The sequence below is a fragment of the Paenibacillus sp. Marseille-Q7038 genome (assembly GCF_965111595.1).
In genome coordinates this window covers 2736238-2757629 of record NZ_CBCOOM010000001.1, presented here as the reverse complement: position 1 = coordinate 2757629, position 21392 = coordinate 2736238, and the positions used below count along the sequence as shown (strand labels likewise).

General features: G+C 44.2%; 17 protein-coding genes. All 17 read left to right on the top strand.

The features are described from left to right. Window positions 1-58: 58 nt before the first annotated feature. Window positions 59-496, top strand: a complete 438-nt coding sequence (gene mraZ, locus ACWPWY_RS13130) for a division/cell wall cluster transcriptional repressor MraZ (RefSeq protein WP_454192088.1) — start codon at window positions 59-61, stop codon at window positions 494-496. A gap of 94 nt (window positions 497-590) precedes the next feature. Next, window positions 591-1541, top strand: coding sequence for a 16S rRNA (cytosine(1402)-N(4))-methyltransferase RsmH (gene rsmH / locus ACWPWY_RS13125; protein WP_454192087.1), 951 nt, complete (start codon window positions 591-593; stop codon window positions 1539-1541). 27 nt (window positions 1542-1568) lie between these two features. Next, the gene (locus ACWPWY_RS13120; protein WP_454192086.1) at window positions 1569-1967 is read left to right on the top strand and encodes a hypothetical protein; all 399 of its coding nucleotides are present in this window, start codon (window positions 1569-1571) and stop codon (window positions 1965-1967) included. A gap of 38 nt (window positions 1968-2005) precedes the next feature. Further along, complete coding sequence (locus ACWPWY_RS13115) at window positions 2006-4318, top strand: penicillin-binding transpeptidase domain-containing protein (protein WP_454192085.1); 2313 nt, start codon at window positions 2006-2008, stop codon at window positions 4316-4318. Window positions 4319-4405: 87 nt separating this feature from the next. Continuing rightward, window positions 4406-6388: a stage V sporulation protein D gene (locus tag ACWPWY_RS13110; protein WP_454192084.1), complete on the top strand. Its 1983-nt coding sequence runs from the start codon at window positions 4406-4408 to the stop codon at window positions 6386-6388. Window positions 6389-6480: 92 nt separating this feature from the next. Beyond that, window positions 6481-7968, top strand: coding sequence for a UDP-N-acetylmuramoyl-L-alanyl-D-glutamate--2,6-diaminopimelate ligase (locus ACWPWY_RS13105; RefSeq protein WP_454192083.1), 1488 nt, complete (start codon window positions 6481-6483; stop codon window positions 7966-7968). Next, window positions 7968-9368 carry a UDP-N-acetylmuramoyl-tripeptide--D-alanyl-D-alanine ligase gene (locus ACWPWY_RS13100; RefSeq protein WP_454192883.1) on the top strand — a complete coding sequence of 467 codons (1401 nt, stop codon included), beginning with the start codon at window positions 7968-7970 and terminating at the stop codon, window positions 9366-9368. Before ACWPWY_RS13105 ends, ACWPWY_RS13100 begins: the two co-directional genes overlap by 1 nt. Window positions 9369-9390: 22 nt before the next feature. After that, complete coding sequence (gene mraY, locus ACWPWY_RS13095; protein WP_454192082.1) at window positions 9391-10359, top strand: phospho-N-acetylmuramoyl-pentapeptide-transferase; 969 nt, start codon at window positions 9391-9393, stop codon at window positions 10357-10359. Between the two features lie 2 nt (window positions 10360-10361). Beyond that, window positions 10362-11783 (top strand): UDP-N-acetylmuramoyl-L-alanine--D-glutamate ligase, encoded by a 1422-nt coding sequence (gene murD, locus ACWPWY_RS13090; RefSeq protein WP_454192081.1) that lies wholly within the window; start codon window positions 10362-10364, stop codon window positions 11781-11783. 49 nt (window positions 11784-11832) lie between these two features. Then, a complete protein-coding gene (spoVE, locus tag ACWPWY_RS13085; protein ID WP_191798893.1) occupies window positions 11833-12930 on the top strand; it encodes a stage V sporulation protein E in 1098 nt (365 codons plus the stop codon). A gap of 8 nt (window positions 12931-12938) precedes the next feature. After that, window positions 12939-14048, top strand: coding sequence for an undecaprenyldiphospho-muramoylpentapeptide beta-N-acetylglucosaminyltransferase (murG, locus tag ACWPWY_RS13080; protein WP_454192080.1), 1110 nt, complete (start codon window positions 12939-12941; stop codon window positions 14046-14048). A gap of 334 nt (window positions 14049-14382) precedes the next feature. After that, entirely contained in the window at window positions 14383-15654 is a 1272-nt protein-coding gene (murA, locus tag ACWPWY_RS13075; protein WP_454192079.1) for a UDP-N-acetylglucosamine 1-carboxyvinyltransferase, read from the top strand. Window positions 15655-15785: 131 nt separating this feature from the next. After that, the gene (locus ACWPWY_RS13070) at window positions 15786-16550 is read left to right on the top strand and encodes a cell division protein FtsQ/DivIB (protein ID WP_454192078.1); all 765 of its coding nucleotides are present in this window, start codon (window positions 15786-15788) and stop codon (window positions 16548-16550) included. A 358-nt stretch (window positions 16551-16908) separates the two neighbouring features. Next, window positions 16909-18180 (top strand): cell division protein FtsA, encoded by a 1272-nt coding sequence (ftsA, locus tag ACWPWY_RS13065; protein WP_454192077.1) that lies wholly within the window; start codon window positions 16909-16911, stop codon window positions 18178-18180. A 152-nt stretch (window positions 18181-18332) separates the two neighbouring features. After that, window positions 18333-19457, top strand: a complete 1125-nt coding sequence (gene ftsZ, locus ACWPWY_RS13060) for a cell division protein FtsZ (protein WP_454192076.1) — start codon at window positions 18333-18335, stop codon at window positions 19455-19457. A gap of 209 nt (window positions 19458-19666) precedes the next feature. Continuing rightward, window positions 19667-20635, top strand: a complete 969-nt coding sequence (gene spoIIGA / locus ACWPWY_RS13055) for a sigma-E processing peptidase SpoIIGA (RefSeq protein ID WP_454192882.1) — start codon at window positions 19667-19669, stop codon at window positions 20633-20635. Window positions 20636-20647: 12 nt separating this feature from the next. Continuing rightward, the gene (gene sigE, locus ACWPWY_RS13050; RefSeq protein WP_160034229.1) at window positions 20648-21370 is read left to right on the top strand and encodes an RNA polymerase sporulation sigma factor SigE; all 723 of its coding nucleotides are present in this window, start codon (window positions 20648-20650) and stop codon (window positions 21368-21370) included. Window positions 21371-21392 lie beyond the last annotated feature (22 nt).

Sequence of the window (21392 nt, the reverse complement as noted above, 5' to 3'; positions counted from 1 at the left end):
TGCTTAAGTGGTGGAAAGTGGAGCGAAGTGGAGAGTCTAGGGTGAGGAGTGGTGGACAATGTTTATGGGGGAGTTCCAACATAGCATTGACGATAAAGGCCGAATCATTATTCCGGCTAAATTCCGCGAACCTCTTGGACCTAGCTTTGTGATCACTCGAGGCTTAGACCAGTGTCTGTTTGTGTACCCGATGGAAGAATGGGTGATCATGGAACAGAAACTTAAAGCTCTTCCGCTGATGAAATCCGATGCACGTGCATTTACACGCTTTTTTTTCTCAGGAGCTACGGAATGCGAACTTGACAAACAGGGCAGGGTAAATTTACCGCCCATGTTACGAGAGTACGCCAAGATGGACAAGGAATGCGTGGTTCTTGGTGTTTCGAATCGGGTGGAGATCTGGAGCAAAGGCATTTGGGAACAATATTACAGCCAATCTGAAGAAACGTTTAATGATATTGCCGAAAAGCTGGTCGATTTCAATTTTGAATTTTAACAAAGGCAGTAAGGAAATCAACAAGAAATCACATAATTGTGCAGATATGAAGTAGACAATCTGTAAATCAAAACAATGTCTGGAGGACAAGCAAGTGTTTCACCACATTACCGTACTTAAAGAAGAAGCAACCGAAGGACTAAACATCAAACAGGACGGGATTTACGTGGACTGCACGTTAGGCGGTGCCGGTCATAGCTCAGTCATAGCTTCAAAACTGGGCCCACAGGGAAGATTGATTGCCCTTGACCAGGACGACTGGGCTCTTGATCATGCCAAGAGTAAACTAGCAGGGTTTGATACTAACATTACACTCGTAAAGACTAACTTTCGGGATTTGACCGAAGTGCTAACTGCGCAGGATGTGCCTATGCAAGACGGGATACCACAAGTGGACGGTATTCTGTACGATCTAGGTGTGTCATCACCCCAGTTCGACGAAGGAGAACGCGGATTCAGTTATAACCATGACGCACCACTGGATATGCGGATGGATCAATCTGCTCTTTTGACGGCAAAAGACATCATTAATGAGTGGAGCGCAGAAGAAATTGCCCGAATTTTGTATGTTTATGGCGAAGAAAAGTTTTCAAGACGCATTGCGCGGGTAATAGTTGAAAAAAGAAAGTCTGCACCTATTGAAACTACAGGCGAATTGGTCGATATCATAAAAGAAGGTATTCCGGCGGCTGCCCGGAGAACGGGCGGTCATCCTGCCAAACGAAGCTTTCAAGCACTTCGAATTGCCGTGAATGATGAGCTCGGTGCATTTGAGGAAGCTTTACATCAGGCTGTGCGTTGTCTTAAGCCTGGAGGCAGAGTATCTGTTATTACGTTTCATTCCTTGGAAGACAGGATATGCAAACAGATTTTTAGCAGTTATTTAGAGAAATGCACATGCCCAACTGACTTCCCGTTATGTGTCTGTGGAGGTAAAGGGACGCTGCGACTCGTGAATCGTAAGCCAATGGTACCCACAGAAGCAGAACTGTCGCAAAACCCCAGAGCGCGTTCAGCAAAGCTGCGTGTAGCGGAGAAACTGTAACCTATTGAAACGTAAGGAGAGTCGACTATGGCCTATACACGTGGCAATCTGGCAATGAAAGAGAGAGCAAATGCTGAACAGCTGAAACCTAATCGCTATAAGGAGACGACGAAAGTCGTTACTCGAAGAACAGGTCTGCCTGCAAGAGAGAAATTCTTGTATCTAATGACTGTCATCGTATGTATAGCGATCGCGAGTGTTTTGGTGGGCAGATATGCAAATATTTACGATCTGAACAAGCAGATGCACACGGCAAACCAAAGTATTGAACAGTCTAACAAAGAAATGGCTGTAATTGAAGTTCAGAAAGAAAAACTGGAAAGCGATATTGTTGCGAAAGCACGGGAGCTGGGTTACATTGAGCCATCTGCCGATCAAGAGGCAATTCGAGTTCAAAGAACGTCAGGAACGACCGGTACTCCGTAAGGAGGGACAATGCTGACGAGTGAATGTGAGGTTTGATTATGGGGAACACAGGAAAAAGAATAAAACTTCGCACGTTACTTATTGGAGGGATCATCACCCTCTTTTTTCTTGTACTTATCGGTAAAGTATTTTGGATTCAAGTGGTTGATGCGAATACATGGAAAGAGCATGCTTTGGAACTTATCGATCGTACGAAGACGATCTCTGCTAAACGGGGAACGATCACTGATCGTAATGGAGATATTCTGGCTACGGATGCCCCTGCTTATACGGTGGCGGTTAATCCCAAACTCATCGCTGAGAAAGAGATTGAAGATGAGGTTGTGAAGGGACTCCATAATTTACTCGGCAAAGATGAGGCAGGTCTTCGAAAGGATATAACTTCAACTACCGATAAAGGTGAGTTACGTGTTCATCGGGAAGTTCGAAGTGAAGGGTATAAGATTAGCCAAGAACTCAAAGACCAAGTCGAAGAATTTAGAAACAAATTGGACGAAGAGTATGGAGCCAAAGATGCCATTATTCTGACGGAAGAATCCAAGCGATTTTATCCTGAAAATAATTTAGCATCCCATGTCCTAGGCTACCTGAATAAAGAAGATGATCCTGTCTATGGCCTCGAGCTCTATTATGATGAGAAGTTAAAAGGACAAGATGGCAAAATGGTGTATCAGGCTGACAGGAAAGGCGTAGAGATTAATAATTCAACGGTGGACTATACCCCTGCCGTTAATGGTAAGAACTTGACTCTAACCCTTGATGATACGATCCAGTTCTATATTGAAGAAGCGATGAAAAAAGCGGTGGATCAGTATGATCCGATTAGTATGACCGTGATCGCTGCAGATCCGAATACGATGGAAATCTTAGGAATGGCAAATATGCCGAATTATAATCCGAACACGTACTGGGAATCGGAAACGAAGGACTTTTATAATCATGCCATACAGTCCATATACGAGCCGGGATCTACCTTTAAGATTGTTACCCTTGCAGGAGCGGTAGAAGAAAAACTGTTTAATCCGAATGCTACCTATGAATCTGGAAGTATTACGGTGGGAGGTCGCACAATTAGTGACGTAAGCCGCAATTGGGGGACAATAACATATCTCGATGGTGTCAAACGTTCCAGTAACGTTGCATTCGTAAATCTTGGATATAAAATGCTTGGCGGAGAAAAGCTGCGTAGTTATATTGATAAGTTTGGGTTTGGTGTAAAAACAGGTATTGACTTACCTAGTGAATCTGCTTCGCCGATTCGTGAACTGCATTATGCTGCGGATATAGCTGCAGCTTCATACGGGCATGGTCTCGTGCAAGTTACCCCGCTTCAGCAGGTTGCTGCCGTTTCTGCTATTGCTAATGGCGGTAAATTAATGGTTCCGCATCTGGTCAAAGAGATAACAGATCCAAATACGGGTGAAGTTGAAAAGGTAGAGCCTGAGGTAGTAAGACAAGCAATATCGGCATCCACTTCCAAAACAGTAAGCAGTTATCTCGAACAAGTGGTTGCTGATCGGGATAAAGGTTCTGGAAAAAATGCGTATATTGATGGTTATCGTGTCGCAGGTAAGACAGGGACGGCGATAAAGTATGTGAATGGTGACTATGATCATTCGAAGGCAGTTGTATCTTTTATCGGTTATGCACCTGCGGATAATCCTAAGATTGCAATGATCGTCGTGATTGACCAGCCGAATGACCCTACGGTAGGGGGAGGAACAGCAGCAGCTCCTGTATTTAAGGAGATTATGTCAAAATCCCTTACGTATCTGGGTATACCAAAAGAAACAGTATCTGAGGATGATACCGACGAAACAGAAGTGGTAAGTAAAAAAGCACCGGATCTGACTGGCAAATCGGGTAAAGAAGCAAGAGCAATGCTTCTTGAGCAAGGGATTGCTTATGAAACCCTTGGGAAGGGAAGCGAAGTCGTTAAGCAATATCCAGAGTCGGGTACTGCATTACAGCCTGGACAACGAGTGTATTTGTTAACGGAAGAGAGCGATACGATGGAAGTGCCAGATCTGACCGGTGAATCCCTGCGGGATGCCCTCGAAGTACTGACTCTGCTCAAAGTAGGAGTTAAAGTCGAAGGTGAAGGTTTCGTATCGGAACAAAAGGTAGAAGTGTCCGGAGAACAACGGACGGTTGTTCTTACACTGAAATCAGCCAAAGAAACCGTTACTGGGGAAACAGGGGAAGATGTACTATCTTCTGAAGAGGCAGAGGATGTAAACGATAACGAAGCCAATACCGAAGATCAAAAATCTGCGGAAACAACGGTGACCGATCCTGCTGATATTAATGAACTAGATGGTACTACAGCCGAAGAACGCGGTGATAACTAAAGGCTTGTTCTATTCTCTGATTGTCCTGAATATTCATAATGATGAATGCTATTGTGAATGAAGGAGACAAGTCGGGGGGAGATGAATATGGCCAAAGTGTCCAGTGTGATGCTTCGTCGCCGTTTGCTATGGTGCATGCTGATACTTCTTATTTTATTTACAGCACTAGTCGTACGTTTAGCTTATGTACAATTTGTCAAAGGGCCAGAATTATCGGAAGAAGCGGAGAATTTGTGGCGAAGAGAAATTCCGTACTCAGCAAAAAGAGGACAAATCCTTGATCGGAACGGGATTTCTCTCGCTTACAACATTACAACGCCATCCGTGATGGCTATTCCTGTACAGATTAAGGACAAGGAGCAGACTGCTGCGGCTTTAGCGCCCTTACTAGGTATGACTCAGGAAAAAGTATTGGGTATCATCTCGAAGAAAGAAAGAATAGTTCAGATAAAGCCCGGGGGCCGCAAAATTACGATGGAGAAAGCACAGCAGATTCGTGATTTAGAGCTTCCGGGCATTGTTGTAGCTGAAGATAATAAACGTTATTATCCTTTTGGGGATCTTGCAGGTCATATTCTTGGGTTTACCGGAATTGATAATCAGGGATTGACCGGTGTTGAAAGAACGTATGATGATAATCTGAACGGAATTGGTGGAGGTATTGCCTATCTCTCTGATGCCGCAGGCAGATTAATGCCGGGATCAAGCGAGACTTATCAAGCTCCTCAAGATGGACTGAATCTTAAACTTACGATTGACCAGCCAATCCAATCTATTATTGAACGTGAACTTGATCAAGCAATGGTCAAATTTCAAGCGAATTCGGCTCTTGCTATTGCGATGAACCCGAAAACAGGGGAAGTACTAGGAATGGCGAGCCGCCCAGGTTATGAACCGGGTAGTTATCAGGAATATGACGCTGATATATATAATCGGAATTTACCGGTATGGATGACGTATGAGCCGGGTTCCACCTTCAAGATTATTACGCTGGCTGCTGCTCTAGAAGAAAAGAAAGTTAATCTCAAGAATGATCGGTTTTTCGATCCAGGATTCGTTGAAGTCGGCGGAGCTAGACTTCGTTGCTGGAAGAAAGGCGGCCATGGCAGTCAGACCTTTTTACAAGTTGTGGAAAACTCCTGTAATCCAGGGTTTGTTGCTCTTGGTCAAAAACTTGGCAAAGAGTCGCTTTTCAAGTATATTAAAAACTTCGGTTTCGGCTCCAAAACAGGCATTGACCTTAGTGGAGAAGCCTCTGGGATCCTATTTAAACTTTCACAGGTAGGACCTGTAGAGCTCGCTACGACTGCTTTTGGTCAAGGGGTATCAGTTACTCCTATCCAACAGATTACGGCCGTCTCTGCCGCCATTAACGGCGGGAAATTGTACAAACCATTTGTAGCCAAGTCCTGGGTTGATCCGGTGACAGGTAAAATAGTAGAAGAGACCAAGCCTGAAGTTGTAAGGCAAGTCATATCTGAAGAAACATCGAAGCAGGTTCGAGAAGCTCTGGAAAGTGTGGTCGCTAAAGGAACAGGCCGCCCGGCATTTATTGATGGATACCGAGTAGGCGGGAAGACAGGTACGGCACAAAAGGTAATCAATGGAAGATACTCGTCGACGGAACATATTGTTTCCTTTATCGGGTTTGCTCCTGCGGATGATCCGCAGATTGTAGTATATACGGCGGTTGATAATCCGAAAGGAATTCAATTTGGAGGCGTTGTTGCCGCGCCGATCGTACAGAACATTCTGGAAGATTCGCTTCACTATTTGCAGATACCGTCTCGGAGTGATCAGATTGCTAAGGAATACAAATATGGTGAAACACCGATCGTTACTGTTCCTGATCTTACAGGGGCGACAGTACAGGACCTCTATGAAGATCTTAATATGAACTTCATGCTGTCGAAATCCGGGTCTGGAAAAACAGTAGTGAGTCAAGCTCCAAAACCAGGTGCACGGGTGGAACGCGGTTCGACCATTCGAATCTACATGGGCAGTGAACCGGAAGATGCTCATCAGGGCGAAGAGAAGACTAAGGCGGAAAATGAAAAAGAAGAGCCTTAACGTTTTTACTCATCTATCTATGGACCATACTGGCAAGTAACGGATACAATAGGTAAGGATGACGTCTTATTTTATGGAAAGAAGGAATACATGTGCAGTTAAAACAATTTGCTTCCCTGCTGGCAGTATGTGAACTCTCCGGCAATGGAAACACAGAAATCAAAGGAATTCAAACCGATTCAAGACAAGTTCAAGAAGGGGATATGTTTATATGTCTACCTGGTCACACCGTAGATGGTCATGAGTATGCTGACAAAGCAGTGACCCTCGGTGCAGTTGCACTTGTCGTGGAGCGTAAACTTGAAATCGATGTACCTCAACTGATCGTAAGTAGCTGTCGATTTGCAATGGCTGTATTCTCGGATTATTTTTTTGGTCACCCGAGTCAAAAGCTGAACGTGATCGGCGTTACAGGTACAAACGGAAAAACAACGACAACTTATCTGATTGAACAAATATTGAATGATGCTGAATCAGAGACTGGCCTTATTGGAACGATTCAAATGCGTTATGCCGGTCAAACGTTCCCGATGTCAGGAACAACACCAGAAGCTCTTGAGTTGCAGCGTAGTTTTTATCATATGGTTGAGGCAGGTGTGAAAAACTGCGTCATGGAAGTTTCTTCGCATGCACTGCAGCAAGGGCGCGTAAAAGGAACCGAATTCCGGACTGCAGTGTTTACAAACCTGACTCAGGATCACCTGGACTATCATCACACGATGGAGGAGTACCGAGGTGCGAAATCCCTGCTTTTTGCTAGATTAGGCAACGAATTTGATGGGGACCTTCATAAACGCAAGTATGCGGTTCTTAATGCAGATGATGCAGCATCGGCTTATTTTGCGGATTCTACTTCAGCTGAAGTGATTACATACGGAATCGATGCTAATGCTGACGTACGGGCTTCTAATATTAAAATTACAGCACGAGGTACTTCCTTCCACGTCGATTCCTTTAAAGGAAGTGTGGATGTAGAGCTTCGTATGGTGGGTAAGTTTAATGTGTATAACGCGCTCGCAGCGATAACATCAGCTCTGCTTGAAGGGATTGAGCTTGATTCGATCAAACGTAGCCTAGAAGCCATCCCAGGTGTTGATGGCAGGGTAGAAGCGGTGAACGAAGGACAGCCGTTTGCAGTGATTGTAGACTACGCCCATACACCGGATGGTCTAGAGAACGTACTGCGTACAGTCAACGAATTTGCTGAAAAAGAAGTGTTCTGTGTCTTCGGATGCGGTGGAGATCGTGATCGCACAAAACGTCCAATCATGGGTCAAATCGCAGCTAAATACAGTGACAGAGTGTTTGTTACTTCTGATAATCCTCGGACAGAAAACCCGGATGCAATTCTTGAAGATATCAAGCAGGGGTTGATATCAGACCATGTTCCATCCGAAAAATACGAGTTGATTGTTGATCGTAAGTCAGCCATTAAACGTGCTATTGAACTGGCAAGCCCAGGCGATGTAGTATTGATAGCGGGCAAAGGTCACGAGACTTACCAGATTATTGGAACGGTGAAAACAGATTTTGATGATCGTCTCGTAGCGAAAGAAGCGATAAGGGGAATAACAAAGTGATAAAAAGAACGTTAGGTCAAATAGCACATATGTGCAGCGGCACCCTTGTAAGAGAAAGTGACCGTGAAACGCTCATCGAAGGAGTATACACAGACTCACGCAAACCATCAGCGGGACAATTATTTGTTCCGCTGACAGGGGAGCATTTTGATGGGCATGAATATGCGTCTGCCTGCCTGGCTTCGGGAGCTGCAGGGACACTGTGGCAAAAAGACCATGGAGATGCACCGAAAGGTGCCGTCATCCTCGTTGATGACACTTTAGCGGCGCTTCAGGAGATCGGGGCTGCCTATCTCAAAGAGAGCGGTGCTTCTGTAGTTGCGATTACGGGCAGTAACGGTAAAACAACAACAAAAGATATGGTGTACTCCCTTTTATCTACTACCTTTAAGGTACATAAGACGCAAGGGAACTTTAACAACCATATTGGTCTGCCTTTAACTATTCTAAGTATGCCTGAAGATGCGGAGATTGCGATTTTGGAAATGGGGATGAGCGGGCGTCAGGAAATAGAACGTCTAACGCAAATTGCTTGTCCAGATGTTGCCGTTATTACGAATATTGGAGAAGCGCATCTGCTGCAGCTGGGTTCAAGAGAAGAAATTGCTCGGGCTAAGCTGGAAATTATGGCAGGACTCAAAAATGGCGGACTTCTAATATATAACGGTGATGATCCTTTAGCAGATCGTGTTCTTGCAGAACCTGCGACCAAAAAACCGATGGAATTTAAACGGTTTACTTTTGGTATGAATCATACAAATGATGATTTTCCTACGGGAATGATGAATCACCCAGAAGGAATGGTATTTACTTCGGTTCGATCGGGGGAAGAAGCACTATCTATTCCGCTGATTGGCGCACATAACGTTGTGAATGCACTTGCTGCACTTGCAGTTGCAAGACATTATGGCGTGTCCTACGAAAATATGAAAAAAGGTCTATCTGAAATAAAACTAACGGGAATGCGAATTGAGGTCCTAAAAGGTACGAGTGGGATTACGGTACTTAATGATGCTTATAATGCAAGTCCTACCGCGATGAAAGCTGCGATTGATGCCCTTGCTGGTCTTTCTGGATATTCTCGCAAAGTGGCAGTACTCGGCGATATGCTTGAGCTTGGACCGAGACAGGAAGAACTTCATGAAGAGATTGGACAATATTTGACACCTGATAAGCTTGATCTGGTTTTCACATATGGTCCCTTGTCTTCTTACATTGCCAAAGGCGCACGGCAGCACATGCCTGCTGAAGCAGTGTTCGCTTTTGAAGATAAGGATGCTTTAATTTCCCACCTTAAGGACAGAATGAGTTCTAAGGATGTAGTGCTTGTAAAAGCATCCCGGGGAATGAAGCTGGAAGATGTGGCGAATGCCTTAATTACGGACCCATTACAGATCTGAAGTTAACTAGAGAGGTGTTTTCATGGATTTTCAATTAATGCTCTTAACAATCGGGGTATCTTTTATTCTTGCAGTGATTGCAGCCCCTTTACTTATTCCACTTTTAAGAAGAATGAAGTTCGGACAGCAGGTCAGAGAGGATGGTCCTAAGAGCCATCTTAAAAAATCAGGTACGCCTACGATGGGCGGCGTCGTCATCGTTTTGGCTTTTACACTTGCATTTCTAAAATTTGCTCCTGTTAAAAATACAGATTTTTATGTTCTGCTCGTGGCTACTTTAGGGTTTGGCCTGATTGGATTTCTTGATGATTATATCAAAATTGTCGCGAAAAGATCGCTTGGTTTGACAGCAAGGCAAAAACTTATTGGTCAATTGGTTTTTGCTGGAATTATGTCTTTCTTGCTCATTCAAAATGGACATAGTACAGAGATTTCCGTGCCAGGTACGGACTTTGGATTTGATTTTGGCGGCTGGTTCTACTATCCGTTTATTGTCATCATGATGCTTGCTATTAGTAATGCAGTTAACTTTACAGATGGACTTGATGGACTTCTCTCTGGAGTAAGTGCTATCGCCTTTGGTGCATTTGCGATTGTGGCAATGCAGGCAACATCACTTCCTGCTGCGGTATGTGCAGCTGCAATGATTGGTGCAGTTCTTGGTTTTCTAGTGTACAATGCGCATCCTGCCAAAGTATTCATGGGAGATACAGGTTCACTGGCCATTGGTGGTGCAATTGGAGCCATTGCAATCGTCACGAAGACAGAACTACTGTTTTTAGTTATCGGCGGCGTTTTCGTTGTGGAAATGTTGTCCGTAGTAATCCAAGTTATTTCTTTTAAAACAAGAGGTAAACGGGTATTTAAAATGAGCCCGATCCACCATCATTTCGAATTGTCTGGGTGGTCGGAATGGCGTGTTGTTATTACGTTCTGGGCCGTAGGACTGCTGCTTGCAGGACTCGGACTCTTCATCTACAAGGGGTTGTAATTATGAATCATCCGGAGAATTACAAAGGAAAGAACGTCGTGGTCCTTGGCCTAGCCAAGAGCGGCGTTCAAGTTGCTAAAGTGCTCCATCAAGCGGGAGCACATGTGACGGTAAATGACCAAAAAGAGAGAGAACAGTGTCCCGAAGCATCCGAACTGGAGGCTTTGGGAATTTCTGTTCTATGCGGAGGTCACCCAGATGACCTCATTCACGAAGAGGTTGCTCTGCTCGTTAAGAATCCAGGCATCCCTTACAAAGTGGCACCGATTCAGAAGGCACTCGAACTTGGCATTGAAGTAGTCACTGAGGTAGAAGTAGCTTATCACTTGTGCAAGGCACCGATTATCGGTATTACCGGCTCAAATGGAAAGACAACTACGACCACTTGGGTGGGAATGATGCTTGATGCTGCCGGCTTATCGCCGATTGTTGCCGGTAATATTGGAACACCTCTTTCAGAGGCGGCTACCGCAGCTACAGAGAAGGATATTATGGTTGTTGAACTGAGCAGTTTTCAGCTAAAAGGGACGACAGACTTCAAACCAGCTATCAGCTGTCTGCTCAATGTATCGGAGACTCACCTCGATTACCATGGAGGAATGGAAGATTACTTAGCTTCAAAAGCAAAACTCTTTCTGAATCAGACGGAAGAAGACAAGGCTGTTCTGAACTGGGATGACCCGGTATGCAGACAGCTCGTACCTTACATTAAAGGGGAATTGATTCCTTTTTCGATGACAGAGACTCTACAAACAGGTGTTTATGCGGATCCTCCTTATGTAGCAAACGAAGAGGATGATATCAATAGAACCGTTGTTTATCGGGATAAGGAAGGTAAGGTTCATCCGATTATATCTGTGGATCAGATTGCAATTCCAGGACGATTCAATGTAGATAATGCACTTGCATCTTGCGCCATAGCGATTGCAGCTGGAGCATCACCTGATGTACTTGACGGACCGCTTTCTGCTTTTAGAGGTGTAGAACATCGACTCGAGTACGTTCTTACCCATAATGAAACGGCATACTATAACAATTCCAAGGCAACAAATGCCAAAGCGACGACGATGGCACTTACTTCGTTTAAGGAACCTATTGTCCTTATTGCAGGGGGACTTGACCGAGGGTCGGATTATATGGATTTACTTTCTGTGTTCAGTGAAAAAGTAAAAGCTGTCGTTTTGCTGGGTCAAACCAAAGACAAATTGGCGGAAGTTGCGAAACTTGCCGGATTAAAGGAAATCCAGGTTGTCGATAATGAGGTAGATGCCGCTGATACACTAAGAAAGGCGGTTTCGATAGCCGCTTCGATAGCTGTACCTGGAGATGTGGTTCTACTATCCCCTGGATGCGCAAGTTGGGATATGTATTCTTCCTATGAAGAGCGTGGACGCATTTTTAAAGAGGCGGTGCATAACCTGTAAGTAGGGGGGTTGGATAAGCCCCTACTACATATGTAAGAGGTGGCCTCCAATGAAACAGACCCGTCCGGCGCCCGATTTTTGGCTGATCATCTGCATTGTATCTTTACTTGCCATCGGTCTTGTAATGGTATACAGTGCGGGTTCCGTCCTGGCTTTCCGTCAATACGGCGACTCTTTCTATTTTGTAAAGAGGCAGTTGTTATTTGCGGGGCTGGGGCTAGCTGCCATGTTTTTTACTGCAAATGTGGATTATCGGATTTGGCGCAATTATGCAAAGTATATCCTTATTTTTTGTTTTATCATGCTTATTATCGTATTGATTCCCGGAGTCGGCGTTGTTCGCGGCGGAGCGAGAAGTTGGCTTGGAATCAGTTCGTTCGGTATTCAGCCCTCCGAGTTTATGAAGCTCGGGATGATCTTATTTCTGGCCAAATGGCTCAGTAAAGACCCGGCAGCAATTAAAAATTTCACATCGGGTTTATTGCCGCCGCTTGCTTTAATGGGAACTGCATTTGGTCTTATTATGCTTCAGCCAGACCTTGGAACCGGCACGGTGATGATGGGAGCTTCTATGCTGATTATTTTTACGGCAGGGGCAAGAATGAAACATTTGCTGTTTCTTGGCTTGGGTGGTTTAGTGGGTTTTGCTGGCCTTATCGCGGCAGCACCTTATCGTCTGCAACGGATCACTGCTTTTCTTGATCCCTGGTCAGATCCATTAGGTTCTGGTTATCAAATTCTCCAATCCCTATATGCAATCGGTCCGGGGGGACTGGGAGGGCTGGGTCTTGGAATGAGTCGACAGAAATATAGTTATGTTCCGGAACCGCAAACGGACTTTATTTTTTCTATTTTAGCTGAGGAGCTCGGCTTTATAGGTGGTCTCATCGTACTTGTGCTCTTTTTGATGCTGGTATGGAGAGGGATGCGAGTTGCGATGACGATTCCGGATGCATTTGGAAGTCTGCTTGGGGTAGGTATTGTGGGGATGGTTGCTGTTCAGGTAATCATTAATATTGGAGTCGTTATTGGGCTGATGCCAGTTACTGGGATCACGCTCCCATTGATCAGTTATGGAGGTTCATCTCTAACGCTGATGCTTACAGCACTAGGAATTTTACTTAATTTATCACGTTATGCGAGGTGACGGTATTCATGCGCGTTGTACTTACCGGCGGCGGAACAGGCGGACATATTTATCCGGCTGTTGCTGTCGCAAGACAATTAGAATCAGAAGATAAAACGACGGAATTTTTATATATCGGAGGTAAAAAGGGGCTGGAAAGCAAACTTGTTCCGCAAGAGAACATCCCTTTTAAATCGATTGAAATATCTGGTTTTAAAAGAAAACTATCGTTTGATAATGTGAAAACGATCCTTCGTTTTCTTGAAGCGGTAAAGGAATCCAGAAAAATGCTGAAGGAATTTAAACCGGATGTAGTCGTGGGTACTGGCGGTTATGTATGTGGTCCTGTTGTGTATGCTGCAGCAAAACTAGGTATCCCAAGCATTATACATGAACAAAATGCGATTCCTGGGCTCACCAACAAGTTTTTGAGTCGTTACGTCGATACGGTGGCTGTTAGCTTTGAAGGGGCTGAGAAAGCCTTCTCTTCAGCTAAGAACACCATATATACTGGCAATCCGCGGGCTACTACGGTACAACATGCGAACCCAGAGCGTGGATTTGCTTCGCTTGGTATTCCGAAAGGAAGCAAAGTGGTGCTAGTTGTAGGCGGCAGCAGAGGAGCCAAAGCAATCAATGATGCAATGATCCAAATGGCCGATCAACTGAAGAACTTAGGCGAAGTTCATGTGGTATACGTAACAGGAGACGGCTATTATGAATCAACGCTTCAGGCAATAAAAGAACGTTTGGGACATCTTCCAAGTCATCTGCACGTTCTTCCATACGTGCATAACATGCCTGAGGTGCTGGCAGCTACCTCGTTAATCGTGAACCGGGCCGGCGCTTCTTTTCTTGCTGAGATTACGTCGCTTGGAATTCCTGCTATTCTCATTCCTTCTCCGAATGTAACCAATAACCATCAAGAAGCGAATGCAAGAACGCTTGAAAACGCGGGGGCAGCTCGGATGCTGCTTGAGAAGGACCTTACGGGCATTACCTTATTCCAAAATATTGAAGAGGTAATGAAAGATGAAAAGGTTCAGCGTTCCATGATGGAAGCTTCAAAACGTCTGGGGAAACCGGATTCTGCATCCGTATTAGTAGCTGAAATGAAACGTATTGCGACAAAAAAATAATGAATTATAAAAGTCTCCAGGTAGCGCAAAACTGTCCTAGGCGATTGTCACACACAAGGTACTCTTTACATAAGATACCTTATCAATTGTGACATTCACCTTTTGGACGAAGTAAATGTCCGGGTGTGTCACAAACAATACTATAATCCGCTGAACTGACTTGAAAGGAATCGCAAAATAGCACTTATATCGCGGTGATGCGCATTCTGGAAAGGAACAGCAGAGGACGTTCTACCTTGTGGACGCTTATCGATCAGGCGATGAAATGGACGGTATAAGCCGAGTCGGAGCGATCAAGAACTAGGGTGAACGGGTAAACTCGGAGGTGATACACTTGGACAAATTGGTGATTGAAGGCGGGAAACCCCTATCAGGATCCATACGTATCCATGGAGCTAAAAATGCTGCTTTGCCTATCATGGCAGCAAGTTTACTTGCAGAAGGAAACACGCAGCTCCATAATGTACCTCATTTGCTCGACATTGAGGTGATGTTGCACATTTTAGAACGGCTCGGATGTGGTGCAAAGCATGACTTAGGAAAAGTAACGATCGACACTTCCTTAGTCAGTTCAGCTAGAGTACCGGAAGACTTAATGAGCAAGATGCGCTCCTCTATTTTTTTAATGGGTCCTTTGCTTGCAAGATTTGGAGAAGTGTCCATCTATCAGCCTGGGGGATGTGCGATTGGAGAAAGAAAGATAGATCTGCATTTGAGGGGACTCGAGGCGCTGGGTGCGGTTATTGAGGAGAAAGATTCTCAGATTACCTGCCGTGCTAAGAAACTTATTGGTGCAGATGTACAACTTGATTTTCCAAGTGTTGGAGCTACGGAAAACATTATGATGGCTGCTGCGACAGCCAAAGGGACGACAACGATCACGAATGCAGCAAGAGAACCTGAAATTCAGGATCTTCAAAACTTCCTGAATGCGATGGGTGCAAACATTATCGGGGCGGGCACAAGTACGATTACGATTCATGGAGTCGAACATTTAACCTCTTGTACCTATGAGATTATACCGGACCGGATTGTGGCAGGAACGGTTCTGATTGCCGCTGCTGCAACAAGGGGAAATGTCACTCTTACTCACTGCAATCCTGCGCACTTAAATTCTCTTATCCATGTACTGAAGCGCGCCGGTGTTCAAACAAGTGTATGCAATGATATAATAAACGTAAGCTGTTTGGGGCGACCTAAAGCGGTTGATCGTATTGTTACTTCACCATACCCTTCATTTCCTACAGATCTTCAATCACAGGTTATGGTGTTGCTCAGTTTGGCAGATGGATTTAGTGTGATGAAAGAGACCGTCTTCGAAGCAAGATTTAAGCATGTTGATGAACTGAATGTAATGGGTGCTGATATTTCTGTCGATATGAATGCAGCTTTTATACGTGGTGTTCCAAGGCTGTACGGAGCCACAGTAGAAGCAACAGATTTACGCGCCGGTGCTGCACTTGTTATTGCAGGACTTGCCGCACAAGGGAGAACCGTCGTTGAACAATTGCATCATATTGATCGGGGTTATGATCGGATTGAGCAGTTGTTTCAATCACTTGGTGCTTCTGTGGAACGTCAGCCGGTGAGTTTTGTTGCACCGTAATTGTTGTCATCCGGCTTAGAGAGAATAACTATGCTTATATATATTCCAATCAGTTTCATTTTAAGCACAAACTTGCCTTGAAAGTCCCCTCTTTTTGAGGGGGCAATAGGGCTTTTATGGAGCGGAGATTTATGCCAAAAAATCAATTGCCCGCTCTCAAAAAAGAGAGCATGCCAAAACGTAAAACAAGCCGTAAATTGATCACGATCCTAATCTTTTTATTCATTGCTATACTTGCAGCCATATTTTTCAGATCACCAGTTAGCAAAATTTCTCAGATTCAGATTGATGGGAATGTGTTTACTACTAAAGATGAGATTTTAGCAAAGAGCGGCCTTCAAGTGGGTAATCCGTTTTTTAGTGATAATGGCAGTGATATAGAGAAGAATTTGGAAGATATTGCTTCTGTATCTGAGGCAACAGTGGACAAGCAGTTCCCAGGTACAATAGTAATTCACATTAAAGAATACGATCCAGTAGCTTACGAACTGGCTGCCGACGGACAGCTTCATGCTATTTTATCGAGTGGAGTAAGTGTTACGCTTCCTGATAGCGGGATGGCAGTAGAGAAACCGATTTTGACACATTGGAAGGACGGCGATCCGCTAAAAACGGAGTTATCTGAGGTACTTAAAAACATACCTAATGAACTCACTACAGATATTTCTGAGATTATGCCATCACCTACCCCATCGTTTCCTGATCGGATTAAACTTTACACGAAATCACAGTTTGAAGTCATTACTACGGTTACCTTGCTAGAAGAGAAGGTAAGTTACTTGAATCAAGTGATTGAAACGGAAAAACCAGGGATCATCACCATGCTCGAAGCAGATGCCTATGAACCTTTTATTCCAGACACAGCAGAAGATGAGGAATTAGAGACAGGCGAATAACCTAAATTTATGCAATTATAATGGAAAACAATGGACATAGGAAGATAGCACTTTCTGATCGTATAAAAAAATGTTACACTTTACACTATATGCATCTTGCTATCATTTCCTTCTTTTTTCTTTGAAATTTAACTAGAATCGTTTGTGACGGTTAAACTCGTGAACAAACTTAGAGACATTTAGGAGACATACCTCATTCCAACCTGAGTAAAGGCAGTTGGTATGAGCTTCTTATCTCCATATGAAGGCACCCAAAAAATTTGTTGAAAAAAGAGGGAAAGCCTTAAACGTGTTGAATATGTAGAGAGTGTTTGTTTAAAAGAACGTATATTAATCGGAGTCAGGAGGTGCCACAGACTTGAGCAACAATGACATCATTGTTAGTTTGGACATCGGTACATCCAAAGTTCGGGCTATTATTGGGGAAATTAATAATGGAACCTTTAATATTATTGGAGTTGGATCTGCCGACTCAGAAGGAATTCGTAAAGGTGCAATTGTAGACATTGACCAGACTGTACAATCTATCCGCAATGCAGTAGATCACGCGGAACGTATGGTCGGTATTCAAATATCCGAAGTTTATGTCGGGATCTCTGGAAATCATATCGGGCTTATGACAAGTCACGGTGTTGTGGCAGTATCAAATGAGGACCGCGAGATCGGTGAAGAAGACATGGAACGGGTGTTGAAAGCAGCAGAAGTCATCGCGATCCCGCCGGAACGTGAGATCATAGATGTTGTGGCAAGGCAGTATGTAGTAGACGGTCTTGAAGGAATTCAGGATCCTCGCGGTATGATCGGTGTTCGGCTTGAAGTAGAAGCGACGATCATTACAGGGGCGAAGACTGCCATACATAACTTGTTGCGCTGCGTTGAGAAATCAGGACTGAAAGTGAAAGATCTGGTGCTCATGTCTCTTGGAGCGGGGCTATTGTCCTTATCCAAAGATGAAAAAGGAATGGGTTCTGTACTGGTTGATATCGGAGCAGGAATGACCACGATTGCTGTGTTTGAAGAAGGATCCATGGTTGCGACTTCGTCACTTCCAATCGGTGGTGAGTTTGTTACTAACGATATTGCTTACGGACTGAGAACCTTGACAGAGCAAGCTGAGAAGGTCAAGCTTAAGTATGGTTGTGCTTGGCTGGATGATGCAGCTAGTGATGTAGTATTCAAAGTAACACGTATTGGCAGTAACGTGGATAAAGAATTTACTCAGGAAGATTTGGCAGCGATCATAGAACCTCGTGTGCAGGAAATCTTCCAACTAATTCATCAAGAAGTGAAGCGACTGGGTTATACAGAACTACCTGGAGGTTATATACTAACAGGCGGTACTGTAGCGATGCCAGGTGTGTTACAGGTTGCTAGACATGAACTTGCCGCTTCAGTTAGAATCGCAGTGCCGGATTATATCGGTGTAAGGGATCCAGGCTATACGAGCGGTGTGGGGATTTTGCATAACGTCATTCGCGGTATCAAAATAAGACCAACGAATAATAATCCCGGTGGCGGAAGCAATAACAAGAAACCAACCAATCGAGTTAAGCCGAATCCGGCTCCGGAAGAAGAACAAAAACCGGGGTTTTTCGAACGCTTAAAAAATATGTTCAGTGAATTGATATAGCATGTCTGAATCCATTTCATAGATCCTTGAACGATTCGTTTTCGAGTGATCTTTACGAAATGGTATTGTTCGTCGATATATGAAATGGTCTGGATTCATTTTCGGAACGTGGACGAGCCATCCATGCACACATGAGGGGGAGATGGAAAAGTATGTTGGAATTTGATTTCGATATGGAGAGCTTGGCTCAGATAAAAGTAATAGGTGTCGGTGGCGGCGGAAGTAATGCTGTCAATCGAATGATTGAGAATGGTGTGCAAGGAGTCGAATTCATTACGGTGAATACGGATGCTCAAGCACTTCATTTAGCCCGCTCAGAACACAAGCTTCAAATCGGTGACAAACTTACAAGAGGACTTGGCGCTGGTGCCAATCCAGAAGTAGGTAAAAAAGCTGCAGAGGAGTCTCGTGATCTGATTGCGAATACCTTAAAAGGTGCGGACATGGTGTTCGTTACTGCTGGTATGGGCGGAGGTACAGGAACAGGTGCTGCTCCTGTTATCGCTGAAATCGCTAAAGAGTGCGGTGCGTTAACGGTTGGTGTGGTTACACGTCCATTTACATTCGAAGGACGTAAACGTTCCAATCAAGCAGAGCACGGTATTGAAGCTCTCAAAGAAAAAGTAGATACACTGATTGTGATTCCTAATGATCGTTTGCTTGAGATTGTAGACAAAAAGACTCCGATGCTTGAAGCTTTCCGCGAAGCAGATAATGTTCTTCGCCAAGCAGTACAAGGTATCTCTGACTTGATCGCAGTTCCGGGTCTAATCAACCTTGACTTTGCCGATGTTAAAACCATTATGACAGAACGCGGTTCTGCACTCATGGGTATCGGTATGGCTACGGGAGAGAATCGCGCTGCAGAAGCTGCACGCAAAGCAATTATGAGTCCGCTTCTGGAGACTTCGATTGAAGGAGCACGCGGTGTTATCATGAACATTACAGGCGGTTCTAACCTGTCCTTGTATGAAGTGAATGAAGCAGCTGAGATTGTGACTTCTGCTTCCGATCCGGAAGTGAATATGATCTTTGGTGCGATCATTGACGAAAACCTGAAAGAGGAAATCAAAGTTACGGTTATCGCGACAGGATTCGAGAATAAGCCGGCTCCTAGCCCGCAGCCTACTCGTAAACCGGTTCAATCTACTGAACCGCAAGAGAGTCGTCCGTCGAACTTGAAACCGTTCAGTAATGGACCGGGTTCGGATCAACTTGATATTCCCACTTTCTTACGTAATCGCTCAAGAAATAATGGCGGCAATCATAACGAATAATCGACTTTCTACGAAATAACGTACAGCAGTCCTAGGGACTGCTGTCAGACTGTATATAAACTAGCCTAAGACTAGTTTGTATACAGTCTTTTTTATTTTCTTTTTACGACAAAAAAAGTATCAATTACTTCCCACGTTTAGACAGACTTTGAGGTATCTTCTCCTTATACTGAATGTATTCATGATTTACGTAAGGCAGGTGAGAGGACCTGGTTGTATATATCGACTTGATTTTTCTAACGAACCTGCTTATTGACTGGGTGCTGCTGTTCCTTACCGCTTGGATGCAGAAGAAAAAGCCGAAATGGTGGAGAATGATTATTTCTTCAATCATCGGAGCTATGTATGTAGTAATGATGTTTGTTCCGGAACTTACTTTTATGTATACCTTCTTAATTAAATTCACCTTATCCCTGTTTATGATCTGGACCGCATTTGGATTCCATAGTTTACAAGCATTTTCCAAAACAATAGGGACGTTTTATGTTGTTAACTTTGTGGCAGCAGGCGGGATACTTGGCGTTCATTATCTGCTGCAGAGTTCAACTGATTTATTTAATGGTATTTTATTTACGACGACAGGTGGAGTCTCTTTTGAACTTCAGGTTGGCTTTTGGTTTATGTTTATTACTTTTTTTGTAGTTCTGCTTATTTTTAAAGGAATACAGTCAAGCAGAAGAAAAACGGAGCAAATGTCCGTTTATTTTGGAGACATTATCGTCGAGATAGGGGGAGTGGAAGTAACTTGTACGGGGCTCGTAGATACGGGAAATCAGCTTACGGATCCACTCACACGGACACCGGTAACCGTGATGGAAGCTTCCTTGTGGGAATCCTATCTCCCTCCTTCTTGGAAGGGGAGAATCTCACAAGTTTCGGCAGACACGTTAATTATGGAGCTGGATGAGGAGTTCATCTGGCAGGATCGTCTTAGGCTGATACCTTACCGAGGAATCAACAAAGGAACATCGTTTATGCTTGCACTTAAACCAGACTCGGTAAAAGTAATGATGAACGGGACTTGCTATACACCAAAACGTACCCTGATTGGACTCGATGGAGGAAAGCTATCTTCGGAAGGGAAGTATCAGGCCATCATTCACCCGGAATATGTGCAAGAACCTGCTGTAGTCAAAACAACGACCGGTCAAACAGAAAAGCCGCTGAACGTGGTATAGGAGGAAGTGTACATGCTCGTCAAATGGAAACTTGCCGTACAGCTGCAATATTACAGATTCCTATTTTTATTTGGGCTAAAAAGTGAAGAAATTTATTATATTGGGGGAAGTGAAGCACTGCCCCCGCCGCTGACAAGGGAAGAGGAAGAATTTTTATTGCAAAAATTGCAGACAGGTGATCCTGCGATCCGGGCTATGCTGATTGAACGAAACATCCGGCTTGTCGTTTACATTGCTCGTAAATTTGAGAATACCGGCATTAACATTGAAGATTTAATCTCCATTGGTGCAATTGGTCTAATCAAGGCAGTAAACACGTTTGATCCAGAGAAAAAAATTAAGCTAGCGACCTATGCTTCCCGGTGCATCGAGAATGAAATATTGATGTACTTGCGGCGTAACAGTAAGATCCGGTCTGAAGTGTCCTTTGATGAGCCGCTGAATATCGATTGGGATGGAAATGAGTTGCTGCTTTCCGATGTTCTGGGTACCGAGAATGATACGATCTATCGAAATATTGAAGAGCAAGTGGATCGAAAACTATTGCATAAAGCATTAGACAAGCTGACAGATCGGGAGCGCATGATCATGGAGCTAAGATTTGGACTTCAAGACGGGGAAGAAAAAACGCAAAAAGATGTTGCGGACATGCTGGGCATTTCCCAATCATATATTTCCCGGCTCGAAAAAAGGATCATTAAGCGACTGCGTAAGGAATTCAATAAAATGGTGTAAAATCAAGTCTTGGTTATAACTG